This is a genomic window from Cerasicoccus maritimus (genome assembly GCA_031296935.1).
Classification (GTDB): domain Bacteria; phylum Verrucomicrobiota; class Verrucomicrobiia; order Opitutales; family Cerasicoccaceae; genus Cerasicoccus; species Cerasicoccus maritimus.
Genome location: JAVDPD010000014.1, coordinates 1 through 19,596, shown reverse-complemented (window position 1 = coordinate 19,596; position 19,596 = coordinate 1). Strand labels below are relative to the sequence as shown.

The 19,596-nt window shown below is 53.1% G+C and carries 20 protein-coding genes; 5 read left to right on the top strand and 15 right to left on the bottom strand.

Annotated elements, in window-relative coordinates; all coding sequences use genetic code 11:
* Positions 1–151: 151 nt before the first annotated feature.
* The 7 genes from RBB62_RS10350 to RBB62_RS10320 all read right to left on the bottom strand — a co-directional run bounded on the left by RBB62_RS10350 (position 152) and on the right by RBB62_RS10320 (position 7,147).
* Positions 152–2,038: an acyltransferase family protein gene (locus tag RBB62_RS10350; protein ID WP_309398731.1), complete on the bottom strand. Its 1,887-nt coding sequence runs from the start codon at positions 2,036–2,038 to the stop codon at positions 152–154.
* 352 nt (positions 2,039–2,390) lie between these two features.
* Positions 2,391–3,776, bottom strand: coding sequence for a glutamate--tRNA ligase (locus RBB62_RS10345; protein WP_309398729.1), 1,386 nt, complete (start codon positions 3,774–3,776; stop codon positions 2,391–2,393).
* Between the two features lie 60 nt (positions 3,777–3,836).
* Positions 3,837–4,397: a hypothetical protein gene (locus tag RBB62_RS10340; RefSeq protein ID WP_309398728.1), complete on the bottom strand. Its 561-nt coding sequence runs from the start codon at positions 4,395–4,397 to the stop codon at positions 3,837–3,839.
* A gap of 6 nt (positions 4,398–4,403) precedes the next feature.
* Positions 4,404–4,970, bottom strand: a complete 567-nt coding sequence (locus RBB62_RS10335; RefSeq protein ID WP_309398727.1) for a DUF4136 domain-containing protein — start codon at positions 4,968–4,970, stop codon at positions 4,404–4,406.
* Positions 4,971–5,004: 34 nt separating this feature from the next.
* Positions 5,005–5,727, bottom strand: coding sequence for a DUF6901 family protein (locus tag RBB62_RS10330; RefSeq protein ID WP_309398726.1), 723 nt, complete (start codon positions 5,725–5,727; stop codon positions 5,005–5,007).
* 4 nt (positions 5,728–5,731) lie between these two features.
* A complete protein-coding gene (locus tag RBB62_RS10325) occupies positions 5,732–6,271 on the bottom strand; it encodes a hypothetical protein (RefSeq protein WP_309398724.1) in 540 nt (179 codons plus the stop codon).
* Positions 6,272–6,349: 78 nt separating this feature from the next.
* Positions 6,350–7,147, bottom strand: a complete 798-nt coding sequence (locus RBB62_RS10320; RefSeq protein ID WP_309398723.1) for an RluA family pseudouridine synthase — start codon at positions 7,145–7,147, stop codon at positions 6,350–6,352.
* Here RBB62_RS10320 and RBB62_RS10315 point away from each other — a divergent pair.
* Positions 7,136–7,753, top strand: coding sequence for a hypothetical protein (locus RBB62_RS10315; protein ID WP_309398722.1), 618 nt, complete (start codon positions 7,136–7,138; stop codon positions 7,751–7,753). The genes RBB62_RS10320 and RBB62_RS10315 overlap by 12 nt on opposite strands.
* A 46-nt stretch (positions 7,754–7,799) precedes the next feature.
* Here RBB62_RS10315 and RBB62_RS10310 read toward each other — a convergent pair whose 3' ends face one another.
* Positions 7,800–8,039, bottom strand: coding sequence for a hypothetical protein (locus RBB62_RS10310; protein WP_309398721.1), 240 nt, complete (start codon positions 8,037–8,039; stop codon positions 7,800–7,802).
* A gap of 372 nt (positions 8,040–8,411) precedes the next feature.
* Here RBB62_RS10310 and RBB62_RS10305 point away from each other — a divergent pair, with 372 nt between their 5' ends.
* A complete protein-coding gene (locus RBB62_RS10305; protein WP_309398719.1) occupies positions 8,412–8,921 on the top strand; it encodes a hypothetical protein in 510 nt (169 codons plus the stop codon).
* A 3-nt stretch (positions 8,922–8,924) separates the two neighbouring features.
* Here the strand turns inward: RBB62_RS10305 and RBB62_RS10300 are convergent, their stop codons facing one another.
* The gene (locus RBB62_RS10300) at positions 8,925–9,314 is read right to left on the bottom strand and encodes a hypothetical protein (protein WP_309398718.1); all 390 of its coding nucleotides are present in this window, start codon (positions 9,312–9,314) and stop codon (positions 8,925–8,927) included.
* Positions 9,315–9,317: 3 nt separating this feature from the next.
* Between RBB62_RS10300 and RBB62_RS10295 the strand changes: the two genes are divergently transcribed.
* Positions 9,318–10,616 (top strand): type IV secretory system conjugative DNA transfer family protein, encoded by a 1,299-nt coding sequence (locus RBB62_RS10295; protein ID WP_309398717.1) that lies wholly within the window; start codon positions 9,318–9,320, stop codon positions 10,614–10,616.
* A complete protein-coding gene (locus tag RBB62_RS10290) occupies positions 10,613–12,715 on the top strand; it encodes a DEAD/DEAH box helicase (RefSeq protein ID WP_309398716.1) in 2,103 nt (700 codons plus the stop codon). Before RBB62_RS10295 ends, RBB62_RS10290 begins: the two co-directional genes overlap by 4 nt.
* Before the next feature lie 37 nt (positions 12,716–12,752).
* Here the strand turns inward: RBB62_RS10290 and RBB62_RS10285 are convergent, their stop codons facing one another.
* From RBB62_RS10285 to RBB62_RS10260, 6 genes are all read right to left on the bottom strand, one after another.
* Positions 12,753–13,217: a hypothetical protein gene (locus RBB62_RS10285; protein WP_309398715.1), complete on the bottom strand. Its 465-nt coding sequence runs from the start codon at positions 13,215–13,217 to the stop codon at positions 12,753–12,755.
* A 15-nt stretch (positions 13,218–13,232) separates the two neighbouring features.
* Entirely contained in the window at positions 13,233–13,541 is a 309-nt protein-coding gene (locus RBB62_RS10280) for a type II toxin-antitoxin system RelE/ParE family toxin (protein ID WP_309398714.1), read from the bottom strand.
* Positions 13,542–13,544: 3 nt separating this feature from the next.
* Positions 13,545–13,844: a type II toxin-antitoxin system Phd/YefM family antitoxin gene (locus RBB62_RS10275; RefSeq protein WP_309398712.1), complete on the bottom strand. Its 300-nt coding sequence runs from the start codon at positions 13,842–13,844 to the stop codon at positions 13,545–13,547.
* A gap of 445 nt (positions 13,845–14,289) precedes the next feature.
* On the bottom strand, positions 14,290–16,881 hold the full coding sequence (gene mutS, locus RBB62_RS10270; protein WP_309398710.1) for a DNA mismatch repair protein MutS: 2,592 nt from the start codon (positions 16,879–16,881) through the stop codon (positions 14,290–14,292).
* A gap of 86 nt (positions 16,882–16,967) precedes the next feature.
* Positions 16,968–17,468 carry a hypothetical protein gene (locus tag RBB62_RS10265; protein WP_309398709.1) on the bottom strand — a complete coding sequence of 167 codons (501 nt, stop codon included), beginning with the start codon at positions 17,466–17,468 and terminating at the stop codon, positions 16,968–16,970.
* Positions 17,469–17,512: 44 nt separating this feature from the next.
* Positions 17,513–18,100, bottom strand: a complete 588-nt coding sequence (locus RBB62_RS10260) for a hypothetical protein (RefSeq protein ID WP_309398707.1) — start codon at positions 18,098–18,100, stop codon at positions 17,513–17,515.
* A gap of 179 nt (positions 18,101–18,279) precedes the next feature.
* Between RBB62_RS10260 and RBB62_RS10255 the strand changes: the two genes are divergently transcribed.
* Positions 18,280–19,440, top strand: a complete 1,161-nt coding sequence (locus RBB62_RS10255; protein ID WP_309398706.1) for an APC family permease — start codon at positions 18,280–18,282, stop codon at positions 19,438–19,440.
* Positions 19,441–19,596 lie beyond the last annotated feature (156 nt).

The following is a 19,596-nucleotide window of genomic DNA, read 5'->3' as shown; positions in this document are numbered from 1 at the left end:
TGCAAGTAAGTTTAACAAAGCCCACTGGGGCCTTCCAATCGTGGAACAAGAAATAGTGGCGGAGCCTTGAATCATATATATGTGCCAGCGCCGCGCTCGAAATGGGCACGTATACTTGTGGCTTACTTAGCGCTGATAAGGCCGCAGGCAGTTAGTTGAGCGCTTTATTAATAACTTCTACGCATTTCAACGCTCCGTAAACGCTCAAATGGTCGTCGTCCGTGTAGAGAATCTCGTTACCTTCCAGATAATGGATTGAGCTATTAGTTTGGAAGATGCTCTCGGTTGAAATGAGCTCACTATTATCATATCGTTTAGTAATGTTTTCAATAGTTTCGTGAGCATCATTTCGTTTCTGTGTATTATGTTTGTGTTCCTCAAAACCACGCCAACGCGGATGATCGAGAAGGCCAGAGTTAAAACGATCAGTTCCAAATGGAAGGACAGGAGGTTGGGTGATGAAATACACTTTGCTATCGCCGAGTCTATTGATCAGCGAATCAACGTGAAAGGCTAGGCTCTCACTTCCGAGCTTTTTTTGCCACGACTCCCAGCGTCCGCCTACGAAGATAATTCGCGGGTTATATTTTGCAATGAAGTCTAATCGGTATTGATCGTATTCTTTCCTCACATTCGGGTCCCAAAAGTCTTTGGGATGCAGCTTAGCGCTATCCATGCCCTCTACGAAAAAAGGGCTGGCCCCATCGCCACTGCCATAATAACCAACAGTCATATTATTGAGTTCTGCGGCTTTCTTAATTGCAGGCAAATACATTGCGGAATGACTGTCTCCAATCACCAATATATCGAGCCGTCCATCAGCGGGTAAATCATCGAGTAGCAAGCCCGTGCGGTAGTCGCCATTGTGTCCGTTGTATTCGGCTTTTTCTTTCAAGCGTGGGTTCAGGCTAACGCTATACCAGAATGTAGGCTTGTTATAATTGATCATATCTCGATTGGTGTAGAAAGGCATGGTCAGCGTTGCGATCAGTGCGACTACACCCCCTGCAAAAACCAAACCGAACGCACTATTTTTCAAGTAGCGGGTTTGTTGTTCAATTAAGTAGTATGAAATGACCGACAAGCCAAGCACCGCGCAGAAAATAACTAATGGATTGAATTCATCAATGTAGCGGGAGATTATGATTACAGGCCAGTGCCACAAATAGAGGGAATACGAAATCTTTCCGATGAAGACGATTGGCCGGGCAGAGAGCAGCTTGCCGACTGGCCCTGCATTTGGCGCACATTTCCAGATCAGCAATGTACTGCCAATAGTGGCTAGCAGTTGACCAACAGAACTGTAACTATGGTAGTTCCATCCATGTGTAAAAGAAGCTAAGATAGCGGCAAGGCCTAGAGCGGACCACCAATGACCTACCTTTTGCGGATTGCTGTTTTTTAGACTGCTCGCTGCCAGAGCGCAGCCCAGTAGCAATTCCCACGCGCGTGTGGGAAGTAGATAGAAGTTTGCACTCTTCGCCAGTATTGAAGTGACAATTGAAAGCGACAATGAAAAGACAAGAGTAACCAGTATCCAAAATAAATACTTTTGTTTTTGGAAACGGGTGATGAGGAACAGAAATAGCGGAAATAGAAGATAAAATTGTTCTTCGATCGAGAGAGACCACGTATGGAGGAAAGGCATGTCGTCCACTTGGCTTCCCCAGTAGTTGTTCGCGTGCTTCCAGTAGTAGATGTTCGAAGCACAGAGCAATGATGACGCTGCCTGGATCGCCATCGATTTCCATTCGTCGTAAAACAAGGTGAAATAACCGATGACCATGGACACCGAGATGACCGATGCACTGACGGGAAATAGTCGCTTAACACGTCGGAGCCAAAATTTCCTAAATGTGAATGTACCAGCCTGCACTTCACGAAGTATGATTCGGCAAATCAAGTAGCCAGAAATAACAAAAAAAACATCTACACCGAGGTATCCGCCCGGAACCCATTGTGGATTTAGATGATATAAGACAACTGGGATGACCGCAATTGCGCGTAGTCCATCGATATCAGAGCGGTAGCGTATCATACTCATAGTGCACAGTGATGCTTCTGTATATCGATGTATAGTCAAGTATTCAGAATGCTGGATCCGGTTTGTTGGCGTCCATGAAAAAACCGCGCCCTCGAAAGGACGCGGTTTAAAAGGATTGGACCGAGCGAGGATGCTTAGGCTTCGGAGAAAGCTTCTTCGCGGGGTTTGTCGCTGCCGCCATTGTCAAGGGGCAGAGCAAGGGGTCAACCGTAGACTATAGAATCGCTCAGGAAATACGAAGGTGGCGTGGAGCGTCCGCACGACCTTGCGGTGAGGCAACTGTGGCGATGGCGGAGCACCTACAGTCCGGGGTGCCTCCTGCTCGGCGCCTCTGCTACAGGCTGGCTTACGCTTCCTGCATGTCCGCAAAGCGGCGCATGCGGGCAATGACGCGTTCCTTGCCGAGGGCGCGCAGCAGCGCGAGCAGGTCCGGGCCGCCGGCCTGACCACTCACCGCGAGGCGGGCGATCGGGAAGTAGTCGAACTTGCGCTGTCCCTTCTTTTCGGCGAGGTCGAGGATGGCTTGGTCGAGCGAGTTTTCGCACCAGGGGTCGACTTGCTCCAGCACGGGCAGCAGCTCGGCGAGGCGGGTCAGCGGTTCGCCCTTTTTGAAGACGCGCTTTTGCGCTTCGGGATCGACGGCGAAGTCCTCGTTGAAGAGCGGGCCGACGAGCTCGGGCAGGCCTTCGAAATCGCGCGCCTTTTCCTGACTGATCGCGAGGATGGCGTGCAGGTAATCTTCCTCGGTGCTTTCGTCGATCACCTTGGCTTCGGCGAGCACGGGGCCGGCCATCCAGCAGAAGGTTTCCACGGGCAGTGCGCGGAGGTATTCCGTGTTGATGTGGGACATCTTCTTTTCGTCGAAGCGCGCGGCTTCCTTCTGGATACCGGGGAAGTCGAACTTTTCGATGATGTCCCCGATGGGCATGATCTCGCTGCCGTCCTTCGGGTTCCAGCCGAGCAGGCAAATGAAGTTGCGGACCGCCTCGGGGATGAACTTGCGCTGCACGTATTCCTCGATCAGTGAGCCTTGGTCGCGCTTGGACATCTTGCCCTTGCCGTCAGTCTTGAGAATGAGCGGCAGGTGCGCGAACACGGGCGGCTGAGCGCCGAGCGCCTGGTAGATTTCCACGTGGCGTGCGGTGTTGGAAAGGTGGTCTTCGCCGCGGATGACGTGGGTGATGTTCATCGCAATGTCGTCGACCACGTTCACAAAGTGGAAGCCGTAGTCGCCATTGGAGCGGCGGATGACGAAGTCCGTCTCGACGTTGCGGGTCACGTCGCCGCGAATGGCATCTTTGACGGTGATGGGCTCGGTGCGGACCTTTTCGACTTCGGCATTCTTGTATTTGTCGAACTCGACGTAGCGCTCGCCTTCGAGCTTAAAGAAAATGGCGTCGTCCTTTTCGTAGGCGCGTCCGGCGTCGAGCAGCTTCTGGAGATACTCGGCGTAGATGTCCTGACGCTCGCTCTGGAAATAGGGGCCGTAATCGCCGCCGACCTCGGGGCCTTCGTCCCAGTCCAGGCCAAGCCAGCGCATGCCGTCGAGCAGGGCGGCGAGGGCCTCGGGCGTGTTGCGCGCGGAGTCGGTGTCTTCGACGCGCAGCACAAACTTGCCATTGGTGTGGCGCGCATAGAGCCAGTTGAACAGCGCCGTGCGGGCGCTGCCAATGTGGAAGAACCCAGTCGGGCTGGGGGCGAAACGAACGCGAACTTCGCTACTGTCAGTCATCCCGCAGTGTTGAATGACGGCGGGACAAAGGTCAATCGGAGAACGCACCTTCCCGCGAACTCAGCGACAGCGGGAGATCTTGCGCAGCTCAAAGTAGCCTCGCCCGATCGCACGTATATCAGCGGGAAGCCCCCAGCTAAGGCTACTGCGGTAGAGCAGCACTTGTAGCCAGATAAAGATCAACATACCTATGAACGTCGCAGTTGGTCCGAGAAAACCTCCGCGCCCATTCCAGGCGAATATAAACTGGATGACGCTATAAACAAGGAGCACGCCAGCGATCATCGCCATGAGAAACACCGCAAAACGAGCCAGCTCGCCCAGTGATTTCCATAATTGCACTTTCCGAGCCGCCGGTTTCTCGAAGTAGTGGATCGTTTCGAAATGAAACTCCTTGTGGCGCAAATAGAACAGAAAGAAAAAGTTGTTGTAGATACGCCTCCAAACGAGCTTAAACGCAATGGCATTAGGCTGATCCGCAACAGAATGCCGCTTGGCCATTAAACCGGCGTAGTAAAAATACGCCTGCTCCTGATTGGGAAAAAGCTCAAGGAAATCCGAAAAGCGATCCGCCTCCAAATAGCGAAGGGCGCGCTCCTCTAGCTCTTCACCAGATAGCATTAACGACTACTTCTCCGGCGGGAAGTCGGCGAGAATCTCGTGGATGCCGGCGACAACGTTGTCCACGTTGATCTTGGCGCCGGGGGCGCGCTTGCTGGTGGTCCAGCCGACCCACTCCAGCTGCGGCTGACCGCCGACGTTTTTGGAAATCTCAATGGCCAGCGTGCCCTGCTCGTAGTTGCGGACGATTTGCTGAGAAGCGTAGGGATAGCCAGTGATCCACGGGTCGCCGTAGTAGCCGGGGGGCGGCGCGATGCCGGTGTCGATCACCTGCGTGCGTGGGAGCAGCTCACCGTGAAGGTTGACGAGGATATCCGCGTCGGCCTGGGAAACTTGTTGGTAGCCCTTGGCCTCCATATCGCCCACGATCGCCGCCTTGGCTGGGCCGGCGATTTCCACCATCGCGCCCGGATCGGCGCCGGTGATCTGCGTGGGCAACGGCAGGACAGCGAAGGTCTTGATGTCGCTAAAGTTGGCCTGCGGGTTGGCCTGTGTTTGGACCTTGGGGACCCGGGAGCAGGCGCCGAGGATGGCGATGAAAAGAAGGCAAAGGCTGAGTCGAATGATGTGCATAAGTGGTTGGTTCGGTGAGTGCGAGGGTCTGTAATTAGTGAAAAGTCATGTCCTTAAAGAGGCGGAGGCTGTCGTCCCAGTGTTCTTCGAGGAGCTTGCTGATGCTGATGGCGCCGGTGAGCGCGTTGATGTTGGCGTCCTCATGGCAGTAGGCCTGAATACGCTCCAGCAGGCCCTCCAGCGACACGCGGATCTCGCCCATGTATTGCTGGAAACGGTGCCAATTGACGGCGTTGGGATCGGGCTCGCCGGAGCTGAGTAAATGGTGCTGGATCAGGAAACTCGCGAAAAACCGGTAGAGCAGCTGGTCGACATCCAGGCACAGGAAGAAGAAGCCCTTGTCCGCACTGGGATCGAAGAGATACGGGCACTTGGCGCGGGAAACGAACTCCATGAGCATCGCAAAAACGACCATCTGCGCCGAGCCACGAACGGAGTATTGTCCATTGGCCCGTACGATGACCAAGTCCACCTTTTGAAAAGAAACGACCTCGGTAAAATTTTCCACCAACTGGGCGACGGCAGCGGCAGCAGGGCAACGCTCGATCCGCAGTTCGTCGAATGGACAGTTAGAGCATTGGTGGTAGGAAAGCCGCGTCCATTCAGGGAGCCCCTGGACTCGCGACCAAGCTTCTGGCAAGATACGATCAGGGCTGGTCAATTCGATCAGCCGTCCGTCATCAAGACGCACTTGATAATGCGGATAGGTGTTGGACATAGCAGCTTCCGTAGCGGGGTCGAAGCCAGATTTAGTCATAGCATCAACGGAAAAGTTCGCCTACCATTGTGTCCGAAAGGTCTGCGATACGCCAGCCAAAGGTTGTGCCAAATTGACAAAAAAGCGTCGGCGCCCGGGGGACGTGATCCACCTTGAGCGACAGCGTACTGGTGGGCTCGTCGCCCCGCTTCACACGCGCGCGCTTGCCGGAGTAGCCGGAGAGCGATGTGCCGTCCTTGAATACAAAGGGGAAACGCAGCTGAATTTGCAGCAGCTCGATAAAGTCGTCGCGGCCCAAGTCATCCGCACCTTGCCAGTAGCGCTCGTATTCAAAGAAGCCACAGGCTCGATCCCGCTCGTCTACGATGGTAAACTTCGCCCGCTTGTCGAACTCACGCCATTCGGAGAGCACATCGCGGAACTTGCGAAAGGCGTCCTGCTGGTAGTCCACGTGATCCGGCTCCACCAAACGCAAACGCGTCTTCGGCTCGATCAACGCATTGTTGATCGCCTCTATAGCGCCATCGAGATCAAATAGCGCCGGGCGGCTGGTGTCCGTCATGGTGTTCACGGGTAAAAACATTCTGTGCGAAGCAAGCAATGGGTCAAGCACACTACCACGATTTATTAGGGTCAATAGGCCTCGGTTGTGATTTGACCATTAATTCCCTACGCAGGCAGCGGGCAAATCGGCCAGCCCCATGCGTTCGCGGGCAAATTGCCGCATGTCCCAGGCCAATGGCGCGCGGAAGGTTAAACCGTCACTAAAACGTAGCTCCGTGCAATGCAGCGCCTGCCGTCGCATGGCTAAATTGGCCTCCAGTCGTTCGGTCCAGCCATGCTCGATGAAGTCCAAAAACAGCGTGGAGTCCGGCCCGTAAATCTTGTCGCCGACTACGCGGTGGCCCAGCCATTCCGCATGGGCGCGGATCTGGTGCTTGCGGCCGGTTTCCAGTTTCACTTCGGCCAGTGTGTAGCCATTTTGCGCGACGAGCGGCGTGAAGTGGGAAATCGCCCGCTGCGAGGAATTGGAGCGGCGCACCGTCACCTTGGCCGCGACGGGGGACTCCAGGTCCTTGGCGAGGCGCTGGTCGACGGCGACGGGCTCCGCCATTTCGCCTTCGAGAATGGCGTGGTAAGTCTTCTCCACGGCGCGGTCTTGAAACGCAATTTGTAGCTTGCGGGCGGCAGCCTTGTGCTTGGCGAGCAGAATCACGCCGCTCGTTTCGCGGTCGAGCCGCGCGATGAGGTGCAGCGTCTCCATGCCGGTCCACTCGCGGCACGCGCCGACAAGGCTCGACCACGGCCCGTTCTTCGACGGATGGCAGACGACCCACCCCGGCTTGTCAAAGGCGAGCAAGTCATCGTTATTTTCGATGACCCAAGTGGGCAGCTCTTCCGGGTCGATCAAATCGGCGTCAGGGCCGAAAACCGGGTAGTTGGTGAAGTGACGTTCCATACGATGGGGTTTGGGAAAAAGACTTGGACCAAGTTTGATCCATATGGTCTAAAGACTATCGAAGATTACGAGAACGACATTGCCGGCTACCAACAAGAATGGGCTCAGGAGTATGATGATCTTGCTAGCAAACGAGATAGCTACGCATCTCAGTCCTCATTTAATCGTGCGAAGCAGAATTTAGGGCGCAAATACCAGAAGAAAATTAGCCAAGCCCAATCTGCAATTAATACAATTACTGAATCAGCGAAAAAGCATAACGAGAGTGCGGCTTTGCTAGCGGCAGTTTACGAATTGGGAGATTTTCCACAAGAGGCTGTCGATAGTGCCCTGGCTTCAATGGTTGATCCTCGTTCAATAGACGATGAAACAGCATTCGGACAGCAACTGATCATGAACAGTAATTTCAGTGCCTTTAACGATGCGGTCGGTCTGTTCGTTGGTACGCGGAAGAAAGTTCTCGTCGGTGCGATCATGCTGAATGAATCGGAGAATAATACACAATGGCGAGATAGGCTGCGAGAATTGCTCGATCAGAAGCTTGATCGTGACAGCGACCGGGAATTATTCGGTTTGAAAACTCGGCAGGTGAATTCTGCCCAGTAGCAGCGATAAAGGAGCCGATGAGTTCGGCTCCATTCTCTGCTTTAGGTTAGTTCTTTGACTTGATAGATTGGATGTAATCGAACGCCAGCTCGTAGGCCTTGGATACCAGGAGTATCTGTGAGCCGACATAGGTTTTACTGGTTTTCCATTCATCGCCTTGAAGGTAGCGACGTTCCACCTCGACGGCGTGAAGGACGCCATTGTCGGTTGAGTTTTCCCAGATAGAGGCAGTTATGCCTGACCCAAGATTTATTTTGTGGATGGGTTTATTGTTTTCGTTGGTCATTGCTGACACCTTTCAGTTTAAGAGTTGGCCGTCACCTCAACGGCCTTGCGGGTATGAATAAGGCGAAGCCCGTCGGAGAAAATCAACGAGGGGTCACTGGCGGGTATGGAGGGAGTTGATTTTCTTCGCGGCGCTTCGCCAGACCCGAATGAAAAGGCCGTCCAGGTGACGGATTGATTCTTGAATTGGTGTCATTGCATTGGCCAGCAACCCAAAGCCAGAGAAGTGCATTTGAGGGTATGTCAGTGATTCCATCTGGGAATTACATTGTTTAGACGTCTGACATCTCGTCATGTGGTGGTCGAGTTGTGCATATGCATGGATTTGTGATATGATAAGTCCTTGATGCCAATGAGCTAGGTAGGGGGTCGAATGGGTGCAGATAGGTTGACGCGAGATGAGATCAAGCGTCTGAAAGGCGAGGAGCTAAAACGTGAATTTGCACGCTATAACGGTTGGCCAAAACTCGATTGGTATCTTCCCACTATTGATCTTGATGCGTTACCGGGCAGTTTTGATGATGAGTTGTTGGTGCGCCCGGATTGTTACCACCCAGTTGCGCCCTGGGTATCTGCTTACTACGATCTGTTGCCCATTTTAATCCAGCATGGCTATGAGGGGCAGAAAGTAGTCTTTGGCTATGGTCGAGCATGGTTTGGAATTGGAGAAACTTACCAGGCTGCCGCTGAAGATTTGATGAAGCGCTTTGAGTATCAGCTGCCCCTTGAAGGAGGAGGAGGCCCGATAACTTCCGAATCTCTTGAAGACGAACAAGCACAGCGCTACTATCGATGGAAGGGACAGTATGGCTATGAGGTTGCGCGCCCAGATACCTGGCCTGAGCCAGACAGCAGCATAAGCTCGCCGCCGGAAATTTCTTGAAGCTTAAATTTCAATTACGTCTTCTGCATCAGTTGCATTCTTTATCATTTTCTCAACATTACGTTGGTATTGCTGCCAGATCGCTGTCTGGTTGTTGCGAATAATAGTCATTGGAGCGCTTGTCGCGGAATCGACCGGCAGAAATTGTCCGGTATACATGATGCGTTGCCCAATCTGATAATAATGTCCGAATGGCCAGCTTGTGTAGAGGTAGACCTTCATGTCAATGGATTCAGCGAAGTCGCGCTTGAGTTCAAGAAAAGCTCTTACTTGCTTTTCAATTCTGGCGGAATCGGGTTTGGAGCCATTGGTCTGAGTAACATCGTATAGCTCAAATCTGACATTAACGAGTTTGGTATTTCGGTAATCCAGAAGCAAGATCGATATATCCATTTTATGGGCGATCTTAAACCTTTTGATGGATATGGCGAATTCCCGAAAAAAGTTTTTAATTTTTCCAAACTCAGGGAAAAGAGTGGAGGCAATGATCAGTGGATCGCCCGAAAGCGCGCCTTTTTTCATCGCTTCAAGCACCTGGTCGGTGTGCCAGCTTTCGACAATTTCAAAATCGTTATCGCCTCGATTGGAATGCAGCGAGGAGCGCTCCTACTGATGATCTCCTTCCCTTTTATCGTCTTTGGCTTCGGTCTGTTCTACTTGCTCAAGTGGTTCCACCGCCGAAATGCGCTGACCTTTGCGGTTTGGAAGCAACTGCTGGGGTTCCTGTTTCTCTGTCTGGCAGGACTGTGGGCGTGGTTCAACATATTGCCGCATTTCCAGATGGAAGGTGCTCAGATCGATTGGAGTGGAGCGAAAATCCTCCTGTCTGCGTTCGCTGCCGTCTATTTTGCCTGTTATATCATTGAATGGGTCAATGGGAGCCAATGGTATCAAGATGCGTTTCGTCAGGGGACGGGCGCCTCCATGCGATGGGCGGGTGAAAGTGTGTTCCGCAAGATGGCAATGCCGCTGCTGTGGTGGAAAAAGGGCCAAATCGCCTTGGGGAGATCACGTTTCAAATTTGACAGCAGGTCTCGGCGGGTAGGGATTAAAAGTTCAGCCCACCTCCTTCTACTTGGGCTCACTGGCGCAGGGAAATCCGTATACTCATTGTTTCATATTATTGCTAAATTCAGGGGAAGCGGTCTCATACTAGATCCTTCTGGTGAGTTCGCTAAAGTGACTGCGTGGATGCGGCGGCTGCGTGGCTATGCCTGTTTCTTTCTCAATCCATTTCAGTTGGGCAATTTGGGAAGTTGCTCTTACAATCCCCTCTGGGAAATTGATCCTTACGATCCCAACGCGGCAAGTCTGATTAGCGCTGTAGTTGCAGGTTGTGTTGTTCAAGGCTCCGGGGGCGAAGCCGTTTATTTTGCCGAGAATACCAAATTACCACTGAAGGGCCTACTTGCTCACTTTTTAACGACGCGTCCTCGCGATCTGCAAAACCTCCCCGCGATTGCCGATGCGATCATCGATCCCGATGAGTTTGGTGAATTGCTAAAGGAAATGGCTGATAATCACAGCATCGGCGGTTTTCGCACTGCATTGAGCCAAGAATTCCATGATCTTCACAGAAAGTTCTCTGAATACGAATTGCCCGATGTTCGAATTCACCTATTCTTGGTTCCCCTACATCATAAGAAGGACTTGGTTGACCTTTTGCACGCTAAGTTAGAGGGGATGCAGAGATGAGTGGAAACTACAATAAGTTTTCAGATCAAGATTGGCTTTCAGGGAATGGCTTCACTGCTCTTGCTGAAATTTCAAAACTCTTAGATTCAACGCGGAGCATAGACGAGAATCAAGGCAGGGAATTTTTGATTCGGACACTGGAACATAGGCATATTTTTAATGGATACCAAAATGTCTTGGATAGTTTAATTCAGAAGGCTGGTCTGTATCCATATTTACTTGAAGACGCAAGAATGACGACTGGTGAGCTTGTCAACTATGAATACCATACGGCTGATGGCTTGGAAGGAATTTACTTACACTCTGCTCAGGCACGCGTGTATAGAGCTCTCCTAGATGGTATCAGCGTAATTCTCAGTGCGCCCACAAGTTTTGGAAAGAGCTTGCTTATAGATGCCATGATTGCATCGAAAATGTTTAATTGCATCGTTGTAATTGTGCCAACCATCGCACTGATCGATGAAACCCGTCGTCGGTTGACCAAACGATTTTCCGGCGAATACAAGGTCATCACTCATGCAACCCAGGACAGGACTGGAAAAGATATTTTTATCCTCACGCAAGAAAGATTCGTAGAGTTTCAGAATAACATAAATCCTCAGTTTTTTGTCTTAGACGAGTTCTACAAGCTTAGCCCTGAGCGTGGCGATGAAAGGACTTTTGTCCTTAATCAAGCTTTTTATAAGCTGTTCAAGTCTGGCGCTCAGTTCTTTTTGATCGGTCCAAATGTTCAAGACATCACAGTGGATGAAACTGATTTGAACTTTAGGTTCTATCGGTTCAATTTTTCTACAGTCGCCACAGAGATCCGATATGCAGGTGATGGAACCCAGGAAGAGAATGCTTTGGAGATATGTGAGAAAATAGAAGAACCAACTCTCATATTTTGTAGATCGGCAAAGGGCGCTTATAAGCTTGCTGAGTATTTAATAGAAAATGGTGTTTCATTCGCCGATCCCTCAGCTTCTGAAATGGCAGAATGGCTCAGGCGGAATTATCATCCTGAATGGATTTTACCCAAACTGCTAGATGCTGGATTTGCAGTGCATCATGGTTCATTACCACGTTCCATCGCTTACCACCTATTACGTAAATTTAATCAGGGAAATATTCGTTTCCTGCTATGCACATCGACGATTATTGAGGGTGTTAACACCTCTGCTAAAAATATAATTATTTATGAGAACAAGATCGCTAGTAAGAAGTTTGACCAGTTTACATTCAATAACATAAAGGGCCGTGCTGGACGCATGTTTCAGCATTTTGTCGGGCATGTTTATGTGTTGCATCCTGAGCCTGACCCTGAACTGCCTAGCATAGATATTCCATCTATAACGCAACCGGAGGATGCCCCTGAGTCGTTATTGATTCATATTGACCATGGTGATCTAAGTGAGCGTTCTTTGGAACAATTGCGCTACCTGCATGCTCAAGATTATTTGCCAATGGAGGTGATTAGGCAAAGCAATGGGGTCGATCCGCGCCGTCAAGTTGATCTAGCTGCCGAAATCATGAACAATGCTCAGCAATACCATGAGTTCCTTTCCTGGCGAGGTCATCCCAGGTATGAGCAGCTTCAGGTGGTCTGTCGTCTAATCTTCGATCATTTGATGGGAGGATCGGGTAAGGACGGAATCGTTTCTGCTAGTCAATTATGTTTTCACATTTCCCGGCTTTCAAAGCTAAAGAGTATACAGAAAATATTGGCAGAAGAAATTAAGAATCCTAAAAGCGGGACCCCATCAGAAGCAATCGAGAGCGTTTTGAAAATATTGCGACAGTGGGGTGAATTTCATTTTCCTCGTTACTTGGCAGCACTAGACAGAATACAGGCGTCAGTGTTTGGGGCGGTCGGTCTCAATCCCGGGGACTATTCTGCGTATGGGGCGGCTGTTAAGCATTTGTTTATGCATCCAGCAGTCACTACGCTTGAGGAGTATGGGCTCCCATACAAGCTGACGGATTTGATCGTTGGGAAGTATGACCTTGGAGAAGAAGTAGACTCGTTCATTTATGCTCTTCGAGGTATCGATCCCGATATTCTTAATTTTACTGATTTCGAAAAAGAAATGTTCTTTGAAGTCTTAGATAATATCTAGCGGTTTGGCCTCTGTCTCGGCTCGCGATCTGACGATATCAACTATTTTTTTGTGGCTTTATAAAAGGGCCAAGGGAAACGTCCTGACAAAATTCAATAATAACTTTATCTTCGTCTTCCTCTGATTGGGCGAGAAGCTTAATTGAAGATATCTGTTTATGACTGTTAATTGCCATTGAAAAGGGGTTAGGTAGATCGGAGCCATGTAGTTCCTCAATCGATCTTTTACCCGCCAATATCTCCAGCAAAACATGGGACGATATAGTTACGCTTTCATTGAATTTTATGCTCATGCTGTCTTGTCTGATATTTGCATATTGATGGTGTTTCAGTGCCCTAATGGTTTCCCATACAGCTGCTAGGCATTCGATGTATCTTTGGGTATTTCTTTGGCTACCCTCGATATTCAGAAGGCTGATCAGTCGGTTGAGTTTGCTGTCGCTGATTTTACCCGCGAGCTTATTAATCCTGTTTTGGATTGATCTACGTGTGAAGATTGGCATCTGCCTATCTAAGGTCTATTCGAACAGTGTGGGTGAGATGTCTCTATGGCCTTCAATGATGCGAGCGATCTCGATATGAGAGTCAGCAATCCGGTAGAAGACTAAGAAGCCACTCCGCCATGATTCTTTCCCCGTCGAGTGGCAATAAGCATCCGGCCATAAATCTGGTCGAACCCTTCCCATGCTAGGCATCGAAGCCAATTTTAGGAGTTGCAACTGGAGATAATCAATGACTCCGTCCGCAGCAACAGGATCGTCTTGAGCAATGTAGAGCCAAAGCTCGTCAAGGTCATTGAGAGCCTTCGGTGAAATAACAAGCTTCATGGATTATTCCGAGCGTTTTGCTAAATTGCTGCGACCACGAGACTTGATCTGATCCATGACTGCCTTCAAGTCGTCCTCAGTCTCAATGGCAATGCCTTCGCCGCGCTCAAGAGCTTCAAATCCGGCCTGAACGTCGGCCTTCAAGCGGTCATATTTTATCCTCAGCAATTCACGATACTCGCTGTCCGAGGTGATAACCACCGAAGGCCGACCGTGCTTGGTGATGGAAACGGGTTCCTGCAAGGCGCTGTCCATAACTTGCCCGAAATTTTGCTTTGCGTCGTTGGCGGTAAATATCTGCATGTTGCCTATTTCTCCTTAATATGTCTATTTTAGACGAAAAGGACGGATTTCTGCAAGTTATGTTTTCAGTTTAATGGAAGATTTCTGCGTTTTGCGCCCCAATACTCTAGATTTGGGATCTAGGCGCTTGGGCGCATCATTCCTATTTTTATCCTAACGCTGTTCGCGCGAACAGCTCTTATGGGCTTTTGAGCTTGGTTGAGAAAATCGCGCCCAGCGAAAATATTTCTAAAATCACGATTTGCGCCGGAGAATCCGCACCTCAATCCCAGTATTCATGCGGGGAAGAAGCTCTCCATCCCTACGACTACGTGGTGGAGTCAAGACTTTGGCAAATATGGAGTGCGCCAGTCCTCTGGCGCTTTGTTTCAACTGCTTGACCTACTAAACTTACGGGGAAAGCGCCAGGGGACTGGCGCACTCCATATTGGAAAAATAGTTGCTCCTAAAACAGCGCCAGTTGGTCGTCGTCTGCGGGGGCGGGCTTGGGGCTGCGTTTTGGCTTGGGCTTGGGTTCAAGCTTCGGGGCGTTGGGCTCGCGCAGGGTTTCGCGGAGGACGTTGCCTTCGCTTTCCAGCTCTTCGAGCACCGCTTTGGCGCGGGTGATGACCGTTGCCGGGAGCCCCGCGAGGCGTGCTACTTGAATACCGTAACTGCGGTCCGCGGCACCGGGGATGACGGTGTGGAGGAAGCGAATTTCGTCAGCCCACTCCTTCACCGAAACGCTGAAATTGCGCAGGCGGGCGAGGGTGTTTTCGAGCTGCGTGATCTCGTGATAGTGCGTGGCGAACAAAGTGCGCGGACCCTTCTCTTCGTCGCCATGCAGGTGCTCGACCACGGCCCAGGCAATGCTCAAGCCGTCGTAGGTCGAAGTGCCGCGGCCGATCTCGTCGAGGATGATCAGGCTGCGGTTCGTGGCGTTGTTGAGGATGTTCGCGGTCTCGTTCATTTCGACCATGAAGGTCGAGTTGCCGCGGGCCAGCTCGTCACTGGCGCCAACGCGAGAGAAGATGCGATCAACGAGCCCTACGTGGCAACGCTTGGCCGGGACCCAGCTGCCGATTTGCGCCAGGAGCGTGATCAGCGCCACCTGCCGAATGTAAGTCGACTTACCGGCCATGTTCGGGCCGGTGAGCAGCGCGATCTGCTCTTCGCCAGCGGTGAGCAAGGTGTCGTTCGGCACGAAGCCGTGAGCGCCGCGCAGGCCGAGGCGGTCCGCCTTGATCATCTGCTCGACCACGGGGTGGCGGCCCTGCTCGATGTCGAGCACGTCGTCATCGGCGATCTCGGGGCGGCAGTAATCCCACTCGCGCGCGAGCTGCGCCCAACCGATGAAGAGGTCGCACTGCGCGAGGGCGGCGGCGGTTTCTTCGAGCGCCGATGCGTCTTCCAAAATGCGCGCCACGAGCTCTTGGAAGAGCTGGTCTTCGCGGGCGAGCGCCTTCTCCTCGGCGTGGAGAATTTCCTTTTCTTTGACGCGGAGTTCTTCGGTCACGAAGCGCTCGGCGTTCTTCATCGTCTGCTTGCGAATGTAGTCCTCGGGCGCTTGCGCGGCGTTGGCTTTGGTGACTTCGATAAAGTAGCCAAACGCGCCGTTGTATTTCACCTTAAGGCTTTTGATGCCGGTGCGTTCGCGCTCGGTCGCTTCGAAGTTGCTGAGCCACGTTTTGCTGTCGCGCGTGAGACTGCGCAGGTGGTCAAGGTCTTCGTCAAAGCCATCGCGGATCACGCCACCGTCGGCAATATTGCCGGGCAGCTCATCGGCGAGGGCTTGAGCGAGGTGCTCACGCAGGGCGTCAAACGAACTTACTTTGCCATGCAAAGTTTGCACCTCTTCGCCGGCGAACGCCGCAAGCTCTTCGCGAATTTCGGGCATCGCGTTGATCGTGTCGCGAATGCCGCCCAGCTCACGCGGATTGCGAATGCGGTTTTGCAGGCGACCCAAAATGCGGGTGATGTCGCGGATGCCCTTGAGCAAATCCGTGAGCGCGCCACAGCGCGCAGGCTCGGCATGGAAGTCCGCCACGGCTTGTTGGCGGCGGTTGAGTTCCTTTAAATCAAGGAGCGGTTCGGCGAGCCATTGCTCGATCAAGCGGCCACCGGCGGCGGTGACGGTTTGGTCGATTGCGGCGATGAGCGAACCCGTGCGCCCGCCTTGCGAGCTTTGGAAAATCTCCAAGTTACGCATCGTCGACGGATCGAGCAGGAGCGTCCGCTGCGTATGGTATTCCTTGATGTGGCGGAGGTTCTTGGGCGGCGCGCAAAGGGTGTCCGTCGCGTAGGCAATGAGCGAGCCAGCGCTGCCGAGCGCAGGGTGCGACACATCGAGACCAAAGCCGTTGAGATTGAGCACGCCGAGGGCGTCGAGCACCGCGCGGGCGCCTGCATCGACTTCAAACTGGAAGTCGGGCAAAATGGTGACGGGGCGGTTCTGACAGTAGTAGTCGAAGTCTTCGTGCCAGGCGCGAAGCTCCTCCTTGTGCGCCCATTTGAGCGCGGTGTTTTCCGGCAGGAGAATTTCCTTCGGGTCGATCGCGTGAAAGACTGGCATGAGCTTCGCCGGATCGGTTTCCGAAGCGACTTGAAATTCGCCCGTGGAAAGGTCGAGCCACGCGGCGTGGAAGTTGCCTTTGCGGTCGCTGGTCAGCGCGAGCAGGTAGTGGTTGCGCCGCGCGTCGAGCTGGTGTTCTTCGAGCGTGGTGCCGGGGGTGAGGACGCGCGTTAAGTCGCGCTCGACAAGCTTACCCGGCTTGGGTGTTTCGACCTGATCGACGATGGCCACCTTGACGCCCTGTGTGAGGAGCTTGGGCAGGTAGGTGTCGCGCGCATGGTAGGGGATGCCCGCCATCGGGTAGCCGCCGCGCTGGGTCAGCGTGATGCCGAGCAGGCGCGCGCCTTCCTCGGCGTCGCCATGAAACATTTCGTAGAAGTCGCCCAAGCGAAAGAGCAGCAGCGCATCGGCGGGGACGCGGGGGTCCTCCTTGCGATAACGCCAGTATTGCTGCATCATCGGGGTTTCTTTTTTGCCAGCGGCCATAGTCAGCAGGGATGTCTGGGAGAATGATACACATTGGCCACGGTCCCAGGTGGGGCCGCGGCCGGGTTGAAAAAGATTGTGAGTGCTTACTTACTTTGCAATGCAGAGCTTGCTTCCTTGAACGCGCTTTGCATGGAAGTCCAGGCCTTCTTCATCTCAGCTTCGACTTTGTCCCAGTTATCAGCCGAGGCATCCTGCATGTTCGTAAGCGCGGCATTGTAGGCTTTCTTGGCGTCGTCCCAGTGGTCTTCAGCTTGGTCCCACTGGTCTTCGGTTTCGCCGGAAAGACCGTTTGCCTTGGCGGCGAGGGCGTTCCATTGCTTTTCCAGCGCGTCGCCTGATTCCTTGAACTTGGCGATGGCCTGCTTCTTCTGATCTTCAGACCAGTTGGAGATGTCGGCGGAGATTTCCTTGGCCTTGTCGCTCACGGCATCGCCCGCGTTCTTCATGCTATCGCTGAGGCTGCTGAGTGCTTCGGAGGTGGATTCCTTGGCTTCTTCGGCGGCTTTTTCTGCATCGGACTTATCGGAGCAGCCAGCGCCAATCAACGACGCGCCGACGAGTAGAGAAATGATGAAATGTTTCATACCCCCATTGGATGCCAAGGCGGGGGCTTTGGCCAGAGAAAAGCTTAGCCCCCAGTGTAAACCTCGATGGCGTCGGCGAGGTCGCTCATGGCGGGGGCGAGTGCGATGGCGCGCAGACGGTCTTCATCCCGGCGGAGGTAGCCGCGCTGCTCGTAGTGGAGCGTGGAGTCATTGGGTCCGATCCAAGCGCCGTTGAGCGAGATCGAGCCGAAGCCGCGGTAGTGCTCCTTACAAGCCAGAAGGCCTTGTTGGATTTCCGGCAACAGCGCGCCCCGGACGAAGCCGGGGTCATTGCACTTGACGATGAAGGCGTTGTCGAACGCTGCGTTGCCGGCTTGAATATCCTGCATGCCCATGACCTTGCCGATGGAGCCGAAAAAGCCTTCCGAACTGAGTTTGAAAGTGAGGTCGGTTGACCGCGCGAGGCTAATGCGGACAGCGTGGTAGGGCGTGCTGTTTTTCCCGCTGCCTTTTGAGAAATTATAGATCTTCAGGTGGCGATTGCGGTAGGGGCCCTCTACATAATATGGCCGCTTGAGCAGGTTTAAAATCGGGATGCCGGGCAGATAGGGATCCCCGCCATGCAAGGGGACGCCAAGCTCGGCCGCGAGCTGCGGGTAGGGGCTGCTCATCCGTTTTTACCTCCCAGAAAGATGACGGCCACGACGATTCCAATGATAACTATTCCAGCAATGAGCACTAATGACATATCTGTAGGATAGCGGATCGGCGCGGAGGGCGCCATTACAAGTTGCGCGGAATTTTATAGGTCAGGCTTGTCTTTCGCAGCGGGCGTGTGCCTGATGGGCGCATGGCGAAAAAGTCAGCAGCGCTGAAGCGCACCGCGGACGTCAAAGGCGCGGTCTTTTTGGGGCTCGGCTCGATTTTGGGCACGGGCGTATTTGTGATTCTGTCGCTCGTCACGCTACAGGTAGGCGAATGGGCGCTGCTCGCAGTTGCAGTCGGTGCCATTGTCGCAACGGTTAACGGCTTGAACAGCGCGCAGCTGGCGGCGGCGTATCCGGTCTCTGGTGGCGCTTACGAATACGGCTACCGGCTGCTGCACCCCTACGCGGGCTTCACGGCGGGCATGATGTTTCTACTGGCCAAAAGCGCCAGCGCGGCGACCGCGGCTTTGGCGATTGGCACCTTTTTCCGGCCCAACTTTCACGTGGCCTGCGCGATCATTGCGGTGCTAATTGTCACCGCGACCATCCTCTTCGGCCTGCGCCGCAGTAATCAGGTTAATGCCGCGATCCTAACAATTTCCATTGCCGGTCTGCTCAGCCTGATCTTTGGCCCCAAAGGGGTGGCGCCCGACCTCGCGACGCCGGAGTTCAGCATCGCGAATGTGCTCCAAGCCTGTGCACTCGTCTTCGTGGCCTACACCGGTTACGGCCGCATCGCGACAATGGGCGAGGAAATCATCGAGCCGAAGAAGAACATTCCCCGCGCGATGATCATTACACTGGTCGCCTCGGCGCTGCTTTATGCGGGCGTGGCCTGGGCGTGGATTCAAGGCGCGGCACCAACCAAGCTGTTTCAAATTGCGGGCTACGTTGCGCTGATCGGCGTGTTGCTCAACCTGCTCCTCGGGCTGTCCCGCGTGCTGCTGGCGATGGCCCGGCGCGGCGACGTGGCGCATTTTTTCAGCAAGCTCGACAAGAACGGCGAGCCAATGGCGGCCATCCTCGGCATGGCTGGGCTAATCTGCGTCCTGTGCCTGCTGCGGGAGATCAAGCTGGCATGGTCATTCAGCGCCTGCACGGTTTTGATTTACTACGCGATTATGAACACGGCGGCGCTCAAACTGCCGACCAACAAACGGATATACCCCAAATGGCTGGCTTGGGTCGGCTTGGCTGCCTGCCTTTTTCTCGCATTCTGGGTGCCCATGATCGTGTGGGGAATTACCTTTGTTTGCATCGGCGCCGGGCTAATACTGCGCTGGACCATTGCGAAGTTAAGCTAATGTGTAGTAGCCACGATCTGATCTGACAGATCGTGCTGTCTGGTCGATTAAAGTGTCAGGCTATTTTCGTTTGGTTGTTGTTGTTGTTGTTGTTGAGGTCATCGACTTTTTGTTTCCACAAGGGTATGGCATCGATCCATGTCTGCCATGGCGTTC

What these genes read in the sequence shown, in the direction of transcription:
- RBB62_RS10350 (WP_309398731.1), bottom strand. Translation starts at nt 2,038, where the DNA reads ATGATACGCTACCGCTCTGATATCGATGGACTACGCGCAATTGCGGTC.
- RBB62_RS10345 (WP_309398729.1), bottom strand. Translation starts at nt 3,776, where the DNA reads ATGACTGACAGTAGCGAAGTTCGCGTTCGTTTCGCCCCCAGCCCGACT.
- RBB62_RS10340 (WP_309398728.1), bottom strand. Translation starts at nt 4,397, where the DNA reads ATGCTATCTGGTGAAGAGCTAGAGGAGCGCGCCCTTCGCTATTTGGAG.
- RBB62_RS10335 (WP_309398727.1), bottom strand. Translation starts at nt 4,970, where the DNA reads ATGCACATCATTCGACTCAGCCTTTGCCTTCTTTTCATCGCCATCCTC.
- RBB62_RS10330 (WP_309398726.1), bottom strand. Translation starts at nt 5,727, where the DNA reads ATGACTAAATCTGGCTTCGACCCCGCTACGGAAGCTGCTATGTCCAAC.
- RBB62_RS10325 (WP_309398724.1), bottom strand. Translation starts at nt 6,271, where the DNA reads ATGTTTTTACCCGTGAACACCATGACGGACACCAGCCGCCCGGCGCTA.
- RBB62_RS10320 (WP_309398723.1), bottom strand. Translation starts at nt 7,147, where the DNA reads ATGGAACGTCACTTCACCAACTACCCGGTTTTCGGCCCTGACGCCGAT.
- RBB62_RS10310 (WP_309398721.1), bottom strand. Translation starts at nt 8,039, where the DNA reads ATGACCAACGAAAACAATAAACCCATCCACAAAATAAATCTTGGGTCA.
- RBB62_RS10305 (WP_309398719.1), top strand. Translation starts at nt 8,412, where the DNA reads ATGGGTGCAGATAGGTTGACGCGAGATGAGATCAAGCGTCTGAAAGGC.
- RBB62_RS10300 (WP_309398718.1), bottom strand. Translation starts at nt 9,314, where the DNA reads ATGGATATATCGATCTTGCTTCTGGATTACCGAAATACCAAACTCGTT.
- RBB62_RS10295 (WP_309398717.1), top strand. Translation starts at nt 9,318, where the DNA reads ATGGGCGATCTTAAACCTTTTGATGGATATGGCGAATTCCCGAAAAAA.
- RBB62_RS10290 (WP_309398716.1), top strand. Translation starts at nt 10,613, where the DNA reads ATGAGTGGAAACTACAATAAGTTTTCAGATCAAGATTGGCTTTCAGGG.
- RBB62_RS10285 (WP_309398715.1), bottom strand. Translation starts at nt 13,217, where the DNA reads ATGCCAATCTTCACACGTAGATCAATCCAAAACAGGATTAATAAGCTC.
- RBB62_RS10280 (WP_309398714.1), bottom strand. Translation starts at nt 13,541, where the DNA reads ATGAAGCTTGTTATTTCACCGAAGGCTCTCAATGACCTTGACGAGCTT.
- RBB62_RS10275 (WP_309398712.1), bottom strand. Translation starts at nt 13,844, where the DNA reads ATGCAGATATTTACCGCCAACGACGCAAAGCAAAATTTCGGGCAAGTT.
- mutS (WP_309398710.1), bottom strand. Translation starts at nt 16,881, where the DNA reads ATGGCCGCTGGCAAAAAAGAAACCCCGATGATGCAGCAATACTGGCGT.
- RBB62_RS10265 (WP_309398709.1), bottom strand. Translation starts at nt 17,468, where the DNA reads ATGAAACATTTCATCATTTCTCTACTCGTCGGCGCGTCGTTGATTGGC.
- RBB62_RS10260 (WP_309398707.1), bottom strand. Translation starts at nt 18,100, where the DNA reads ATGAGCAGCCCCTACCCGCAGCTCGCGGCCGAGCTTGGCGTCCCCTTG.
- RBB62_RS10255 (WP_309398706.1), top strand. Translation starts at nt 18,280, where the DNA reads ATGGCGAAAAAGTCAGCAGCGCTGAAGCGCACCGCGGACGTCAAAGGC.